The 16,157-nt window shown below is 38.4% G+C and carries 14 protein-coding genes; 3 read left to right on the forward strand and 11 right to left on the reverse strand.

All coding sequences use genetic code 11. The features are described 5' to 3' along the window. Window positions 1–74 precede the first annotated feature (74 nt). Window positions 75–1,091 carry a trypsin-like serine peptidase gene (locus tag BR72_RS19360; protein WP_035435775.1) on the forward strand — a complete coding sequence of 339 codons (1,017 nt, stop codon included), beginning with the start codon at window positions 75–77 and terminating at the stop codon, window positions 1,089–1,091. 223 nt (window positions 1,092–1,314) lie between these two features. After that, window positions 1,315–2,430, forward strand: a complete 1,116-nt coding sequence (locus BR72_RS19365) for an aminopeptidase (RefSeq protein ID WP_035435778.1) — start codon at window positions 1,315–1,317, stop codon at window positions 2,428–2,430. A gap of 292 nt (window positions 2,431–2,722) precedes the next feature. Here BR72_RS19365 and BR72_RS19370 read toward each other — a convergent pair whose 3' ends face one another. Both BR72_RS19370 and BR72_RS19375 read right to left on the reverse strand, forming a co-directional pair. Next, the gene (locus BR72_RS19370; protein ID WP_035436356.1) at window positions 2,723–3,151 is read right to left on the reverse strand and encodes a cytidine deaminase; all 429 of its coding nucleotides are present in this window, start codon (window positions 3,149–3,151) and stop codon (window positions 2,723–2,725) included. A 27-nt stretch (window positions 3,152–3,178) separates the two neighbouring features. Beyond that, window positions 3,179–3,610 (reverse strand): VOC family protein, encoded by a 432-nt coding sequence (locus BR72_RS19375; protein WP_035435780.1) that lies wholly within the window; start codon window positions 3,608–3,610, stop codon window positions 3,179–3,181. A gap of 273 nt (window positions 3,611–3,883) precedes the next feature. On the opposite strand from BR72_RS19375, the gene BR72_RS19380 reads away from it, so the two are divergent. Continuing rightward, complete coding sequence (locus BR72_RS19380) at window positions 3,884–4,249, forward strand: hypothetical protein (RefSeq protein WP_035435783.1); 366 nt, start codon at window positions 3,884–3,886, stop codon at window positions 4,247–4,249. 130 nt (window positions 4,250–4,379) lie between these two features. Here BR72_RS19380 and BR72_RS19385 read toward each other — a convergent pair whose 3' ends face one another. From BR72_RS19385 to BR72_RS19425, 9 genes are all read right to left on the reverse strand, one after another. Then, window positions 4,380–4,877 (reverse strand): GNAT family N-acetyltransferase, encoded by a 498-nt coding sequence (locus BR72_RS19385; protein WP_035435785.1) that lies wholly within the window; start codon window positions 4,875–4,877, stop codon window positions 4,380–4,382. Window positions 4,878–4,903: 26 nt separating this feature from the next. After that, on the reverse strand, window positions 4,904–5,818 hold the full coding sequence (locus tag BR72_RS19390; RefSeq protein WP_035435787.1) for a phosphotransferase family protein: 915 nt from the start codon (window positions 5,816–5,818) through the stop codon (window positions 4,904–4,906). After that, window positions 5,812–7,638 (reverse strand): M3 family oligoendopeptidase, encoded by a 1,827-nt coding sequence (locus BR72_RS19395; RefSeq protein WP_035435793.1) that lies wholly within the window; start codon window positions 7,636–7,638, stop codon window positions 5,812–5,814. The genes BR72_RS19390 and BR72_RS19395 overlap by 7 nt, the downstream gene beginning before the upstream one ends. Window positions 7,639–7,874: 236 nt before the next feature. Continuing rightward, window positions 7,875–9,488 carry an APC family permease gene (locus BR72_RS19400; RefSeq protein WP_035435796.1) on the reverse strand — a complete coding sequence of 538 codons (1,614 nt, stop codon included), beginning with the start codon at window positions 9,486–9,488 and terminating at the stop codon, window positions 7,875–7,877. A gap of 162 nt (window positions 9,489–9,650) precedes the next feature. Further along, window positions 9,651–11,135, reverse strand: coding sequence for an aldehyde dehydrogenase family protein (locus BR72_RS19405; protein WP_035435800.1), 1,485 nt, complete (start codon window positions 11,133–11,135; stop codon window positions 9,651–9,653). Between the two features lie 260 nt (window positions 11,136–11,395). Next, window positions 11,396–12,292 (reverse strand): 4-hydroxy-tetrahydrodipicolinate synthase, encoded by an 897-nt coding sequence (dapA, locus tag BR72_RS19410; protein WP_035435802.1) that lies wholly within the window; start codon window positions 12,290–12,292, stop codon window positions 11,396–11,398. A gap of 442 nt (window positions 12,293–12,734) precedes the next feature. Further along, window positions 12,735–13,688 (reverse strand): proline racemase family protein, encoded by a 954-nt coding sequence (locus BR72_RS19415; RefSeq protein ID WP_035435805.1) that lies wholly within the window; start codon window positions 13,686–13,688, stop codon window positions 12,735–12,737. After that, on the reverse strand, window positions 13,685–14,722 hold the full coding sequence (locus BR72_RS19420) for a proline racemase family protein (protein ID WP_035435807.1): 1,038 nt from the start codon (window positions 14,720–14,722) through the stop codon (window positions 13,685–13,687). The genes BR72_RS19415 and BR72_RS19420 overlap by 4 nt, the downstream gene beginning before the upstream one ends. Beyond that, complete coding sequence (locus BR72_RS19425; protein WP_035435811.1) at window positions 14,719–15,894, reverse strand: NAD(P)/FAD-dependent oxidoreductase; 1,176 nt, start codon at window positions 15,892–15,894, stop codon at window positions 14,719–14,721. Before BR72_RS19425 ends, BR72_RS19420 begins: the two co-directional genes overlap by 4 nt. Between the last annotated feature and the right edge of the window lie 263 nt (window positions 15,895–16,157).

A 16,157-nucleotide genomic window follows, 5' to 3' on the forward strand; every position in this document is an offset into this window, starting at 1 on the left:
CATAGTGAATAACGAATTGAAATATGCTATGATTGTGGCCACGAATAACCAAATATATCCAGGGGGGGGCATTTATGAAAAGACTAAATTTTTTGGTTTTCGGAACTATATTTAGTGTAATTTTCACATTATGTTTAAGTACTCAGTTAGCATTTGCAACATCTAATGATGAAAATACTACTTTAAGAAATAACGATTCTCTTACCCAATCTAAAACTGCTCCAACAATCCCACCTACTATTCAAGATCCCAAAAATACAGAAGATCCTGCCGGCTATTGGACAAAAGAAAAGATGAAAAATGCAATTCCAGCAGACAAAATTAAAAATGATGAAAAAAAAGAAACGAATCCAGAACAATTTGAATCTTCTTTAATAGGAGAGCCTACTAATATTTCTGATCCCGTTCTACCCGAAACTAACAATAACATAAACGAAGCAAATGTAGTTGTTCCATCTACAGCAGGCAAAGTATTTTTTTCATATGGCGGAAAAGATTATGTTTGTTCTGCTTCTTCAATTAACAATAATTATAAAAATCTTGTTATAACAGCAGCCCATTGTGTAAATGGAGGAAAAGGGAAAGGATGGCACTCAAATATTGCATTTGCTCCGGCATATCGTAATGGTTCAACACCTTATGGTATTTGGAACTGGAAAGAAGCGCGGACATTCAACGCCTGGATAAATGATAGTAATTCTAGCTATGACCAAGCATTTTTCACTGTTTTCCCAAGGAATGAAAAAGACTTAGTAAATACGATTGGAGGAAATGGACTTTCCACTGGATATGGTACGAATCAACCAGACGTTCGTATTTTTGGTTGGCCCGCCGAAAACCCATATGATGGACAGATAGCTTATTATTGCGATGGACCTACAACTAGTAGAGGATGGTTTAGCAGCGATGCCACCATGAAGTGTGGTATGAATGGCGGGGCTAGTGGGGGGCCTTGGTTAAGAGAAAGAATTAATCAAGATCTTGGTTATGTTTTTGCAGTGACATCTCGGCGTTCAACTTCTGGCACACCAACTTTGTATGCAACCCCTAACTCTAAGGATGTTAAAACAATGTTTGATCAAATGAAATAACGTATAAGCCATTTATTAGTAAATAGCATGTATAACAAAGAGTAACTAGAAATACATACTGGTTACTCTTTGTTTTAGGACAGAAAATAACAACTATCTACAACTTACTCTTTTCACGTTTTACATTTATAATTTTCTTGCCAATATTTCGATAAATTATTAAACAAATTCAAATAAGTAGGTTACAATAAAGAAGGATACACATATAAGGGAGGCTTTACTTATGAAAGACCCACGTATTGAAACATTAGCAAAAAATTTAATTAATTACTCTATTCGTTTACGAAAAGGCGAAAAAGTATTAATCGAAAATTTCGGTTTACAAAAAGAGCTAGTAACAGCACTTGTAAAAGCTGCATATGAAGCTGGTGGTTATCCATTCGTACTATTAAAAGATCATCAAGTAGACCGCTCTTTAATGATGGGCGCAACAGAAGAACATTTCGAGCAAATCGCTGCATATGAAGCAAGCGTAATGAAAGATATGGATGCTTATATCGGCCTTCGCTCTGGTGATAACGTAAATGAACAAGCTGACGTTCCAAGTGAGCGCATGAAAATTTACGGTAACACAGTAGGTAAAAAAGTACATAGAGACATTCGTGTTCCAAAAACAAGATGGGTTGTACTGCGCTATCCAAATGCTGCAATGGCACAGCTTGCAAAAATGAGCACAGAAGGATTTGAAGACTTCTACTTTGACGTATGTAACTTAGACTACGCGAAAATGGATAAAGCGATGGACAATCTTGTTGAGTTCATGAACAAAACAGATAAAGTGCGTCTTGTTGGACCTGGCACTGACTTAACATTCTCTATTAAAGACATCCCAGCAATTAAATGTGCTGGTCACTTAAATATTCCAGACGGCGAAGTATACTCTGCGCCTGTTCGCGATTCTGTTAACGGTACAGTTTCTTACAACACACCATCTCCTTACAACGGTTACATGTTCGAAAATGTAAAACTTACATTTAAAGATGGTAAAATCATTGAAGCAACTGCAAACGATACAGAGCGCATTAACAAAATTTTCGATACAGACGAAGGTGCACGCTACGTTGGTGAATTCGCAATCGGCGTAAACCCATACATTTTACATCCAATGGGCGATATTCTATTCGATGAGAAAATCGACGGCAGCTTCCACTTCACTCCTGGACAAGCATACGACGATGCATGGAATGGCAACAACTCTAACATCCACTGGGACTTAGTATGCATCCAACGCCCTGAATACGGCGGCGGCGAGATTTACTTCGACGACGTATTAATCCGTAAAGATGGCCGCTTCGTTGTACCTGAATTAGAAGCATTAAATCCTGAGAACTTAAAATAAGATGGAAAAAGGAGTTGATTCAAAAGAGATGTAGATATCTTTTAAATCAACTCCTTCTTAATATGTTCACTGATATATCGGCGATTTTTCAAATATATCGACCACTTTTTTCAATATATCAGCGATTTTTCCGATATATCGGCGATTCGACACAAGATAAAGACGCTTCGACAATGTTCAGCATTCTAAATGTAGGAAAAGGCCCTAACCACTTTTATGCACAATCAGATGCTCTCGTCCTCCTCTAAAAGAAAGAGATTTTTATGTCATTTGCATATATAGAATAATTTTACTAAGTTGACGATCTTTTATACTTATAAGGAATTAATTCATCAATTGTTGTTTTAATAATTTCATTACCCACCTCTAAAAGCACATAACAATGAGGGGCATAATCTGAAATAAGTTCTCTGCACATACCACATGGACTGACTACTGTAATTTCTCGATTGGGTTCGTCTAAATAGGGATGACGAACAGCCACAATGGTATCAAACCCTTTATGACCATTTGATATTGCACTACCAATTGCGATTGCTTCAGCACAAACCGTAACTCGCCCTACATACGCTTCAATATGCACAGCTGACACGATTTCACCCGATATAGTACGCAAAGCTGCGCCCACATGATGACAATTTTCTTTATATAACGTCTTAATTTTCGTCGTCGCTTCCTCAATTAACTTCAAATCATCTGATGTTACAGGATAGGTTTTCATATTCATATAAAATTCCCCTTCGAATAATTAGAACTCCAGCATAGCTCCTCTTTCATCAAATACAGAATCCGGGTTCCAAGCAACTTCCCAAAGATTGTTTTCAGGGTCAGCAAAATAAGCTGTTCTCCCTCCCCAAAAAGCAGCGCTTGGCTCTCGTAAAATTCTTCCGCCTACTTTTCGAATTTCTTCAATTGTTGTATCCACTTGCTCCGGATGATCTACGTTAATCGCAAACGTTACACCGCGAAACGTTTCTACATCTTGAGTAATGGAAACGCCAGCATCCTTTGCTAATTCCTCAATAGGAAAGATCGAAAGAATAACACCCGCCGTTTTAAACGCAGCGTAAGTATCTGAACTTATTTCTGTCTCTTCCCATCCTAAGCTTTTATAAAACGCGCGAAGAACCGGTAAATTAAATGCACCAATTGTTATTAAGCTTACTCTTTGCAGTACCATGATATCCCCTCCATAATGTATAGAAACACTTGTTAAGTGACAAAAAAGTTGTTAAAAAAATAATAAAGTTGTTTAATTCTTATTGGACTAACAGGCAGGTTAGTTGAAGAGTGTTAATTAACTTGTGTTCAACAATTGGGCCAGATTATTGAGAATCCACATCAAATAAAGTTGGTTATTTATGTTAAAATATTGCGAGTAAAATTAGGTTCTTAACGATTTTATCAAGTATCAAGAAAAATAATCCAAAAACGAAGAAGGGACAGTACTAACATGGAAAACATATCAAATGTAGATAAATTGGAATCAATAAAGTCTTTACAATCGACAATCAGTAAACTCGAAAATGCCTTGTCACAGATGACTCAGAAAGGCGCAAATACTACCTTAGTAAAGAAACGACTCAAAGCTGTTTGCATCGGCTTAGCAATGCTAGAAAACGTTTGGAATCAAAGACCCCATCATTACCCCCATGAAGATTTAACAGAAGCTCGCAATGTTCTTACTGGTTTGCTTCCATCAATTGAGAACATTTATGATAAGTCAAAGGCTAATAGTCCCCAAAGAACGCTTTTAGAAAGAAGAATAAAAGCGTTGAAACTAGCTATTCAAGCGATTGATAATTTTTCTAATAAATAACTTATCTAACTAAATAGAGTAACGGGTGCTTTAGTACAATAAGAATTAAACAACTTTAAAGAGTCTTATTACAAGAAAATGTAGCAAGGCTCTTATATTTCCATATCGAATTTAAATAACTTTACAACACTTACATACTCGCGCTCGAATGAAACACTTGGATTGGTCCGTCCCAACCGTCTTTCCTTATCTCACGGTACCCATTATTCGTATAGGTAGAAATGACTTTTCGCCAAAATGCTTGAGCTGGAACATTTTCTTCCATCTCTGCAACTGCCCACTCCCCGGGGAATCTAGAAAACAATTGCATAGCCGCTTGTTTTCCTACACCACTTTTCCGATACTTTTTCATAACAAAAAATTCTGACATAGAGTAGTATGTACGACCATTTTCCTCAATCTCTCGGATCAATGCGAACCCTGCATACTTTCCATTCACTTTTATAAAAAATGCAAAGCGACCTTCCTCTGTAAAATAATGATCTACGTACATATATTCATACAAACCATGCTCATTCACATCTTCAGGATCAAATTCACTAAAGTCGTATTTATATAGTTCCGTCAAATTCTTTAAAACGCTTTTATTCTCTAGCTTTACTTTTTCAATTTCCAAATTTATATCCATATTTATTTCTCCTAATTTTACGAAATTTATAAAAATGTATGTATTTCATTACTAATTACTTCAACACGTTCCCTATAATACAATCCTTTATCTTTTATTTTTAGCTGAGCGATAAAAAGATTCGCAAGCATCAGCGCCGTATCAAGCCTGTAAAATAGACAAACAATTTTTGGAAGAGACTCAAAAATATGCTCATCTTTATACCCGGCTTTAAATTCACTCCAATTCACTTCATTTACTTCCGCTATTCTCATCAGTTCGAGAAGCGGGTGACCAATAAGAGCATTGTCCCAGTCAACGATTGCTTGAATTTCTCCGCCATGACCAATTATATTGGCAGGTCGAATATCCATATGAAGCAGCCTCGTTACCTGTTCCCCCTCCTTTAAAATCGCCTCAATTTCTTCTGCTTTTGGAAATGGAATACGTAAAGAAGTAATTTTGTTAAATGATTGTAGTCTTCTAGCAAGACGCTCTGCTATATGCTGTTCTGTCGACTTTCCATGTTCATTTTCATAATGTAAACATTCAATTGGCATATGATGAAGCTTATTGGCTAATTCTCCAATTTCGTAAGAAGAAATCGGAGTAGCGTCAGTAACTATATAATCCGAAATTAAAAAATCAAGTTCCTCAGAAAGGTGCAGTCCATGAACCGCTGGCACAGGAATTCCTTGAGAATGACAAAACGCAGAAAGCTTTGCTTCTTTTTGTAATGAAAGGCGACTGCTAAATAAATTTTCATTGATATTAGCAACTTCGCGCTCCCACGGTACACGAAAAGCGAAAGAACCTGTTTCTGAATCTCCTCGAAGCACAACATTTTGGACGCCGCTTCCTGCTACTTCTAAGCTTTTAATACCTAACTCTTCATATTCTCTCGTTAATATGTTTTGTAATTTTGTTCTTAACTCTTCTGTTTTTGATGCTACATTCAGCATTTCATCCCCTCCTCGCTCAGGGGCTTGTCTGTTAAAGCTAGAAAATCTTTTATATCCTGTAAAATAACTTGCATTGCTTTCTCCCAAAATTCTTGTTTTGTTAGATCAAAGCCAAGATGGTGAAAAGCTAATTGCTCAGCAGTCATTCTGCCAGTATCTCGAAGCAAATCTATATATTTTTCTTCAAATGAATGTCCTTCTTGAAGTGCCGTCGCGTAGATTCCTTGACTGAATAAAAAGCCAAATGTGTACGGGAAATTATAAAAAGGTTTATCAGTGAAATAAAAGTGTCGACTCCAAATCCATGAAAAATCATGATAAGAAATAAGAGAATCATTGAACGCATACTGCTGTGCTTTTTTCATCAAATGGTTCAATTCATCGACTCCTACAACCCGCTCTTTTCGAATTTCATAGAAGTCTCTTTCGAATATAAACTTTCCCTGTACTCCGATTAAATAACTAAGCGCAGTTTGTATCTTTGCCTCTAGAAGAAGCAATTTGTCATGTTCATTTGAAGTATCTTGAATGACCTTATTTAAAATAATCGTTTCTGCAAACGTAGAAGCTGTTTCACTAACAGCCATCGTATACTGCTGTGCAAATGGCGGAACATCATTTGAAATAATGCCTTGATGAAAAGAATGTCCTAATTCATGGGCAAGTATAGCGAGATTATTATGTGTTCCTTGAAAGTTCATGAAGATGCGCGCTTGCTTCGTTAGCGGAAATCTAGCTGAGAATCCTCTACTTGCTTTTGTATTCCTGTTTTCAGAATCAATCCAGCCTTCCTGAAATGCTCTTTCTGTATAATTCGCTAATTTAGGGCTAAAAGAATGAAACCCAGTAAGGATTATGTCAGCAGCCTCTTCATATGTATAAGTCTTCGTTACTTTGCCTATAGGCGTATATATATCGAACCAATCCATTTTTTCTAATCCTAGTAAACTTGCCTTTCTTTTTAAATATGAAGTTATGATAGGCTTACTTTGATTAACAGCTTCCCACATAGAATCAAGCGTTGTTTCTGACATTCTATTGTAACGAAGTGGTTCTGTTAAAATGGAATCCACTCCTCGGTGTTTATACACCTGTAATCGAAAACCAGCAATGTTATTTAGAGCTGCTGCGCATGTCTCAGCTACTTTTTCGCCTGCATTATGTAAAGCATTTACGAGATTCGTTCTAGAATAATGATTGATAGATGAATGTAATTGGTTATATGCTTGTCCAAAATTAAGGTCTTTCCTTTGTCCGTCTTCCTCAAGAACAATCTTTGTTTTGCCAATGACAGAGTTATATAAATTAACCCACGCATGATAGCCATTAATAGAAAGATCTTGAATCAACTGCTCCTGCGCTACCGATAATTTCCCTCTCGCCGCTTCTCTTTTTTCTTGAAGTGGATAAGCAATCGGCTTAATTTGGTCCAGCTGCAATAACTGCTCCCAAGTATCATCCGGTATATGTACCAATGTTTGTTCAAAATCATTGATGACGACCTGAAATTGTGATGAAATATCTCTTACTTTTTCACTTAATATAATAGCCTGCTCATCTTCCACATTTTCTGATTCCAAACATTCTACAAAGTGGGTTGCTTCTAGCAAGCGAATAGACATCTCTTGGATTCGATTCATTTGTTCAATCCACTCTTCATATCCACTTATTGATTCCAGTTCCTTCATTTCTATTGTTGTAGCTGTTTCTTTAACAATATCTCCCTCTAGCTTTATAAGAAACTCTTTAAAGCTATTCGACTCACTTCCTCCAGGAAAAATCTCATCTAAACTCCAGCGTTGTTGTAAAGCCTCACGCAATGCACTCGCCTCCTAAAAAATGCCGTAGTTATCCATATTATACCATGAAAAATTAGTAAATTCAGAAAAAAGGAAGAAGCGTTCCCCTGTACGCTTCTTCCCTTTCTATGTTTTTCTTTTCTTTTGTTTTAAACCTCGCCCGTGGCAGAAATAGGCCCTGACCGCTACTATACACGGCCAGACCCTCTCGCCCACCTAAAAGGAAAAGGTTTTTTAGGTTTTATGCTTATACAAAATCATTTACTAACCGGCGTATTCTCTACCTTTACATAATCAGTGCTTTCCACTTCATCTTCATCATCTAAATCTACAACCGGTAAAGCCGTATGAACCGCCCAGTAATAGCTAATCAAGGAAACAATACTAACCGCTAGCAAATCTGTTGAATTGGTTAAATATCCCTTCCCTTCTCCAAACATACCGAAGTATGACACTACCATTATGGCAATGTAGTAAAAAACGAGCCATAACGATGACTTAATTTGCTGGGCTAAAGATACTTGTGAAGTTGGTACCCATTTTTTGCAGCATAGATAGATGACAAACATGATAACTTGTGAAGATAGTAACCAAGAAAGTGTTTTCCAACCAGACCAGTACACAATTAATGAAGCAATGATAAATGAAAGAGGCCCGATGATTGACATTCCTTTTACTAAAAATGGACGATTTAGCTCAGGAGTCCGTTTTCTAAGTGCCGCCGCTGTAATCGGTGCAAGGGCATAACTTAATACAAGCGCTGCAGAAACAACATTAATTAGTGCTTCCCATGAAGGAAACGGTAATGTCCAGAAAATAGAAAGAGCAAAAGTAAGCCAAAGAGCCGGTCTTGGTATGCCTGATTTTTCATCAACTTTAGAAAATACTTTAAATAACGTTCCGCCTTGAGCCCAGCCATATATAACGCGAGGAGTAGCTGACATATAAATATTCCCCGCTCCGCTCGGTGATATAATGGCATCGGACACGATAAAATAGGCCATCCAGCCAAGTCCTAATAAAAGAGAAATATCTTTAAATGGTAAACTAAATTCTTTACTAATCCCCGCCCAACCGTTGCTAAGCATTTCAGTTGGAATGCTTCCAATAAAAGCAACTTGCAAAAGAACGTAAACAATCGCTGAAGAGACGACAGATAAAAGAAGAGCAATCGGTATCGTTCTTTGCGGATTTTTCACTTCACTTGCAACTGATACAATAGGTGTCAGTCCTAAATAAGCAAAAATAACACCGCCGGCAGAAATGGCTGCTTGTACACCAGAAAATCCAAACGGTGCAAAATCAGCACTTGAAAAATTATCGGCATTTAAATACATTAGCAATACAACAATTGTTAATGCTGGTACAAAAAATTTAAAGATAGTTATGATTAAATTTGTTTTCGCAAATGTTTTTACACTCCAGTAATTTAACAAAAAGAAAATGACGAGTAGTCCAAATTGCATAAGCCAACCACTTACAGTCGGTAAAGTAGAGTTTTCTTGTGTCAAACTTGGCCACCAAGCTGCAGCATATTGCCTAGCTGCTTCTACTTCAATTGCGATTAAACTTGAAAATGCAATAAGAGTAATGAATCCAAGTAAATATCCGAGTATCGGACCGTGAGAATATGCAGGATAGCGAACAATTCCTCCAGCTCGCGGAAGTGCTGCCCCAAGTTCACAATATACAAGTCCTAATAACAAAATAGCAAATCCACCAATGACCCATGAAATAGTTCCCGCCGGACCTGCTATTCCAGCAACATGGCTAGCAGCAAACAACCAACCTGATCCAAACATAGAGCCAAAACCGATAAAGGCTAAATCTAGTAGTGATATTTCTCTTTTAAACTTACCTTTATTAGACATCCTAACCTCTCCTCTCTCGCTTTATTTTCTTAATTTTCAGCATTTTTAACGTAGACTATCTCCTTTATTTTAACCCTCGCACGTGGCAGGAATAGGCCCTGACCGCTACCATACGCGGCCAGACCCTTTCGCCCACCCTAAAAAGAAAGGTTTTCCCAATCTTTATTTCAAGTTCACCCAAATGCTCTTCACTTCTGTATAGTTATCAAGTGCATAAGAGCCCATTTCACGGCCAATACCTGATTGCTTATAACCACCAAACGGCGCTGCCGCGTCTTCTAAGTTGTAATCATTAATCCACACTGTACCAGCTTTTAAACGATTCGCTACTTGGTGTGCAGTTTTAATATTTTCTGTCCATACACCTGCAGCGAGTCCAAATGGTGTGTTATTTGCTCTTTCAATTACTTCTTCTACCGTATCGAACGGCAGAACTGCCACTACTGGACCAAAAATTTCTTCTTTGGCGATAATCATATTATCTGTAACATCAGCAAAAATAGTTGGTCTGACGAAGTATCCTTTTTCAAACACCTTCGCACCGCCAGCTGCAACTCTTGCACCTTCTTCTTTTCCTTTTTCGATATAATGTAACACGCGTTCTTGTTGCTTTTTCGAAACAAGCGGTCCCATTTCTGTACCTGTTTCCATTCCTGCACCTAGTTTTACATCGTTCGCAAGTTTCGCTAATTCTTCCACCACTTTTTCATAATGCTTTCGGTGAACGAATACGCGAGATCCTGCACTGCAGTTTTGTCCATGGTTGTACATAATCCCGTTAAAAGCACCAGTAATTGCTTCTTCTATATTTGCATCTTCTAAAATAATATTTGGTGATTTTCCTCCAAGCTCTAACGTCACATGTTTAATTGTTTCAGCTGCTTGGCGCATAATATATTTACCAGTATTAGTCGAACCTGTAAAGGCTACTTTTTCAATATCATGATGATTCACAATTGCTGCTCCTGCTGTTTGACCAAATCCAGGAACGAAATTAACGACGCCGTCCGGGAAGCCCGCTTCTTTAAAAAGCTGCGCCGTATATAACAGAGATAACGGTGTTTGCTCAGCAGGTTTTAAAACGATTGTACATCCTGTCGCCAATGCTGCTCCCATTTTCCACGCCGCCATTACTAACGGATAGTTCCATGGAATAATTTGCCCAACAACCCCAATCGGTTCATGGCGTGTATAGTTTAAATAGTCCTTTGAAATCGGCGTTGTTTGCCCAAGTATTTTCGTCGCCCAGCCAGCATAGTAACGGTAATGCTCTACTGTTGCTGGAATATCGTCATCTAGTGCTACTTGATATGGTTTTCCATTATCAAGCGCTTCTAATTGCGCTAACTCTTCTTTATGCTCGTCAATTAAATCAGCCAGCTTGTAAATTAAATGTGCTCTTTCAGCCGCACTCAAGTCAGGCCATGCTCCTTTTTCAAATGCTTTTCGTGCAGCCTTTACTGCTAAATCAACATCTTCTTCCCCGGCTTCACTTACGAAAGCAAGCACTTCTTCTGTTGCTGGATTATACGTTTCAAACGTTTTGCCGCTTATCGATGGTACAAATTTCCCATCGATAAAGAGTTCAATATTTCCTTCTAAAAAAGCTTTTACCCTCGGCTTTAATTCGATTTGTGTAGTTAACATATTCCTCTCCCCTTTACATTTTATATCCCACTATGCGCAGACATCCGAAGAAGATCAATTTCTTTAATTAACCATCAACGGGGGATAATTCCCCCGTTGATGGATTTTTCACTTTATCCCGCATTAACGTGCAGTAATACTCCCACCTCAAAATTTAGCAAAAGCAAAGAAGATAAATGGGAGATAAACTGCACGTAAAAGCCCGATTGGTTCAACTAACCTCTTGGGAAGAAAACCATTTCCCAAGAGGAAGTTTCACTTTATGCACGTGAAACAGCAGTTAAACTCGCTAAAATATCCTTAAGCTTTTGATCTTCCTCAGGTGTCAATCCTAAACGAGGATAGCGTGAAGGTCCTCCTGCCTGCCCATTTAATTCCATTGCACGTTTCACAATTTGTACGTATTTTCCTGATCCTTCAAGAAATTCACATAGCGGTAAAATACGATCATTGATTTCCCAAGCTTCTTTTAACTCACCGTTTTGGAAGTGATTAAACATTTTTGTAACAAGCTTTGGCACAACATTCCCCGCAACAGAAATCCAGCCTGTTGCCCCGACTGAATAAGACTCCATAACTAAATCTTCTGAACCACAGAAAATTTCAATGTCCCCTTTACCTTGTCTAACAAGATCTCTTGCTTTGCGGACATCTCCACTTGATTCTTTAATGTGGGTAACTCTCTCACATTCTTTTCCGATTCGTAGCATCAATTCTGTACTCATATCAACGCCTGATGTAAACGGATTGTTGTACAGCATAATCGGTATATTCACTGCATTTGATACTTCTTTAAAGTGGAAATAAATCTCTTCCTCTTTCGGCTTGCAGTAATAAGAGTTAATAATGAGCGCACAATCTGCCCCATGTGCCTCTGCCTGTTTCGTGTATTCAATTGTTTCTTTTGTTGTTTCAGCTGCAGTCCCTACAATAACTGGAATGCGGCCGTTCACTTCTCTTAATACAGTTTCAACCATTTGAAACTTTTCTTCTTTTGATAAACTTACAAACTCTCCAGTACTTCCGTTAATTACAATCCCTGCAACGCCTTGATCTATAAAGTAATTCACATTATTTTTTACGCCGGCCCAATCAATCTCTTGCTCCTCATTCATTGGTGTAATTAATACTGGATAAGCTCCTCTAATTGTTGTCATTTCTATTTCCTCCTCAATATTTTTTTACTATATATACAAGTTAAAAAAACGACATGAAAACCCCTTTCTTTTCGGGTAGGCGAGAGCATCTGGCCGCGCATAGGAACGGTCAGGGCCTTTTCCTGCCACAGGCAACGTTTCAAACAAAAGGAGAAAACAAGTAGCGTTCATGTTGTATTCTTCATAGAAGCAACTTATGTGCCGAAAAATGAAAATGTATATATAGCAGGCATAATAACCTTAGATAAAGTGAAACTTCCGTCAGTGGGGGTTTTCTTCATCCCCCACTGACGGTTAGTTGAACCAATCGGGCTTTTACGGACAGTTATCCCCCACCTATCTTCTTTGCTTCTCTCTGAATCTTGAGGTGGGGGTCTTACTGCCCACGAATAGCGGGATAAGTTAGACAATCATTATTATTAATCTATAAATCTCGCTTTTATTATTTCAGTAAAAATCCAGCAGGTAACGGATCTGTCGGATCTAATACGAACATTTGCATCCCTGTAATGAAACCGCGGCTTTTTAAAGTGAATTTGTATCCATCATCTGTTTGTTTCGCCACTTGTACTGTCAAAGTACTACCAAAAATACTTTCATTTACAAAAGGTGGCTCTAAGTACAATCTTCCTTTAGAAAGTAAACTTGTAATGCATGCCTTTGTTGTTTCAAAGCCAGGAGAGCGAACGATATACTGGTCTTCACGAAACGTGATTGTTTTAATCCGTCTCTCTTTTAATTGCGAATCATCCATTAAAATGATACCTCTTACTGGAAATTTCGACTCAAGAGCCTGGTGTATCTTTTGTCCCCATCTCTTCAATTCAGACAGTTCCTCAACACGAATCTCTGCAGCAATATCGTCTTTCTCAAACACTGCATATAACTGATCAGCTTGTACAAGGGAGAACTGTGTATTGACATTCGAATGAGACAATGGAATGTTCGTTTCTACTACTTGACACGGTTCACTTTCAACCACCACTGAAACTACTTCATCATCCTCGATCATAGCGGTAACGGAAATCACACCTCTCTGCGTTTCGATTTTATATTCATTTGACGCTCTCGGCTTTAAATGACCGCATTCCAATAAAGCTGTAATAACAGCAACAATGCCGCCGTAATGGATCGGAACCGTTCCTTCATGATTTAAAAATAATACCGCGGCATCTGCTTCTTCGCTAATCATTGGAACAACAAGACAGCCATTCAACCCAGCAAATCCGCGGGGTTCATTCAATAAAAGGTAAATTTCATCTGCAAATACATGCATAAATTGTTCATTTAACTGCTCTAAATTTTGATAATGAATGAATGGCACATCTTTAATAACACGAAACGCTTCTCCAGCTACGTGTACATCTGTCGTTGAATAGGTCTTCTGAATTTTCATTTCACGTCCTCCGTTTCATGCTCCATTGGCGGAATGAGCAGAAAGCCTTCTTTAAGTGGATCTTTCTCATTGTAGAAGAATCGGTGCATTCCCATTAACCAAGCAGATCCTGTAATTTGGGTTACAACAGCCTCAACCCCTTCCACATCCGTCGTTTCCAATACGCGTCCTCTAAATAAGGAACCGACAATGCTTTCATGAACAAACTCTTCGCCAATTGAAATTTCTTGATTCGCATATAGGACAGCTAATTTTGCAGAAGTGCCTGTTCCACATGGAGAACGGTCGATTCCTCCCGGAGGAACAATCACTGTATTTTTCACATCCGCTTCCTCATGAGTTGGTTCCGTGAAAAACTCGACATGAGTTAACCCTTTAATAAACGAATATTGCGGATGAACGATTTCAACTTTCTCATTAATGGTATTTCTAATGTTGATTGCAGTTTCAATTATATGAGAAGCATTTTCTGGAATTAACTCCAATCCAACCGCTTTCGCTTCAATGATTGCGTAAAAGTTCCCGCCATACGCAATATCGGCATCTATACTTCCAATTCCCTCGACATCAACGGAAATGCTTTTTAAAAGAAACGCTGGGATATTGCAAAAAGACACTTCTTTTGCTTTCCCATTTTCTATTAAAATATCCACTTCAACGAGTCCAGCTGGCGTATCCAACTTTAAAGAAGTAACCGGCTCCTGAATAGGAATCAATCCAGACTCAACTAGAGCTGTGCACACACCAATCGTGTCATGTCCACACATCGGCAAATAGCCACCTGTCTCTATGTAAATCACACCAATATCTGCTTCTGGATGGCAAGGATCTGTTAATAAAGCTCCAGACATAACATCATGACCACGCGGTTCATTCATTAACAGTTTGCGAATCCAATCATATTCCTTTTTCATATGGAGCATTTTTTCTGACATTGTTTCCCCAACTAGTTTTGGAAGGCCGCTAATTAATGTTCTCGTTGGATTCCCACCTGTATGTGTATCAATCGTTGTAAAGACTCTTTGTGCCCTCATCGGCTCAACATCCTTTCTGAAAATCGGTTAATGCTAAGCGGATCAACAGGAATAGATGTTTCTTTTTCGTTAATGAGTTCTTCTACTATTTTTCCTGTTACTGCTGCGAGGCTAATACCGTCCCCTTCATGGCCCGCCGCAATATAATAATTTGGAATTGTATCCACACGCGACACGATTGGCAAATGATCCTCCGTCCATGGCCGCAATCCTGCATAGGAACGAATGACCATCATATCCGCCATTTTCGGATAAAACCGGATTGCCCGGTTCGCAATACATTTAATGACTTCATTATTTACTGCCGTATGAAAACCGACAAACTCTCTGCTGCTGCCAATTAAAAAGTTTTGACTTTCTGTTGGTTCAAAGACAAGAGCGACTCCGTATTTTTCAGTTAGTGGATCGACAACGCGCTTTCCACCAAACTTGGAAATTAAATAACCAAACTCCATTACTTTTCGGGACCCTACATGCTGCTGCCTTGAAGCGACGATAATATGCCCTTTTCTCGGTTCAATCGGTATTGACAGATCGAGCATCTTTCCTATTCTAGGTGCCCATACACCAGCCGCATTAACGACATGATCCGCAGTAAAAGTTCCGTTTGTCGTTTCTACAATAAATGAACCACTTTCTTCTTTTTTCATTTGTTTTACTTCTGTATGTTTGAAAGCTTTAGCTCCTAATTTTTTTGCTTCTTCTAAAAGTGAAAAAGCTAAAAGATACGGGTTCACTGTGGAATCAGTGGCGCATTCTAGCCCTCCTAATAAATCATCTGCAAAAAAAGGAGACTCTTGCCGAATATCCTGGCGGTCAAGCATTCGAAATGGTAAACCAGCAGCTTTTTGACGATCTACCCATTTTTGCGCTGCTTCCATCTCCTCCTCTGATTCACAAACAAGGATGCTTCCCGGAGCACGATATTCAAATGAATGTTCTAATTCTTTGCTTAATTCATCCACTAAGTTTTGACTAAACAACGACATTTGACTATCAAAACCTGGGTCTTTATCAATCGCCAAAATATTGCCGTCACATCTTGAAGACGTGCCACTAACAAATTCCCCTTTTTCAATTATCGTTACGTCTCTTCCGTATTTAGATGCATAATAAGCAATCGAGCAGCCAATAATCCCCCCACCAATGACTAACACGTCACAATGTTTCACATGACATTCCTCCTCTCGATGAAATGACCTCATTGCTTAAAAATGCAATTCGTGTGCCAATTAACGTAAAACTCTCAAAATGAATCATTATTTCTTCCCTTGCTACTTTATCCTGCTTTAATGAGCAATAAGCCCCCGCCTCGAGATGAAGAGTAAAATAAGAAAGATGAGCAGGGGATAAAAACCACCCACTGATTAAAGTTTCACCTTATCGCAAAACATTTTAAATTTTTTGTAAATAAGTGTATAATTCCCTTTACAGT

Source organism: Bacillus sp. UNC322MFChir4.1, assembly GCF_000746135.1.
GTDB lineage: Bacteria > Bacillota > Bacilli > Bacillales > Bacillaceae_G > Bacillus_A.

What these genes read in the sequence shown, in the direction of transcription:
- BR72_RS19360 (WP_035435775.1), top strand. Translation starts at nt 75, where the DNA reads ATGAAAAGACTAAATTTTTTGGTTTTCGGAACTATATTTAGTGTAATT.
- BR72_RS19380 (WP_035435783.1), top strand. Translation starts at nt 3,884, where the DNA reads ATGGAAAACATATCAAATGTAGATAAATTGGAATCAATAAAGTCTTTA.
- BR72_RS19385 (WP_035435785.1), bottom strand. Translation starts at nt 4,877, where the DNA reads ATGGATATAAATTTGGAAATTGAAAAAGTAAAGCTAGAGAATAAAAGC.
- BR72_RS19365 (WP_035435778.1), top strand. Translation starts at nt 1,315, where the DNA reads ATGAAAGACCCACGTATTGAAACATTAGCAAAAAATTTAATTAATTAC.
- BR72_RS19375 (WP_035435780.1), bottom strand. Translation starts at nt 3,610, where the DNA reads ATGGTACTGCAAAGAGTAAGCTTAATAACAATTGGTGCATTTAATTTA.
- BR72_RS19400 (WP_035435796.1), bottom strand. Translation starts at nt 9,488, where the DNA reads ATGTCTAATAAAGGTAAGTTTAAAAGAGAAATATCACTACTAGATTTA.
- dapA (WP_035435802.1), bottom strand. Translation starts at nt 12,292, where the DNA reads ATGACAACAATTAGAGGAGCTTATCCAGTATTAATTACACCAATGAAT.
- BR72_RS19420 (WP_035435807.1), bottom strand. Translation starts at nt 14,722, where the DNA reads ATGAGGGCACAAAGAGTCTTTACAACGATTGATACACATACAGGTGGG.
- BR72_RS19390 (WP_035435787.1), bottom strand. Translation starts at nt 5,818, where the DNA reads ATGCTGAATGTAGCATCAAAAACAGAAGAGTTAAGAACAAAATTACAA.
- BR72_RS19405 (WP_035435800.1), bottom strand. Translation starts at nt 11,135, where the DNA reads ATGTTAACTACACAAATCGAATTAAAGCCGAGGGTAAAAGCTTTTTTA.
- BR72_RS19415 (WP_035435805.1), bottom strand. Translation starts at nt 13,688, where the DNA reads ATGAAAATTCAGAAGACCTATTCAACGACAGATGTACACGTAGCTGGA.
- BR72_RS19370 (WP_035436356.1), bottom strand. Translation starts at nt 3,151, where the DNA reads ATGAAAACCTATCCTGTAACATCAGATGATTTGAAGTTAATTGAGGAA.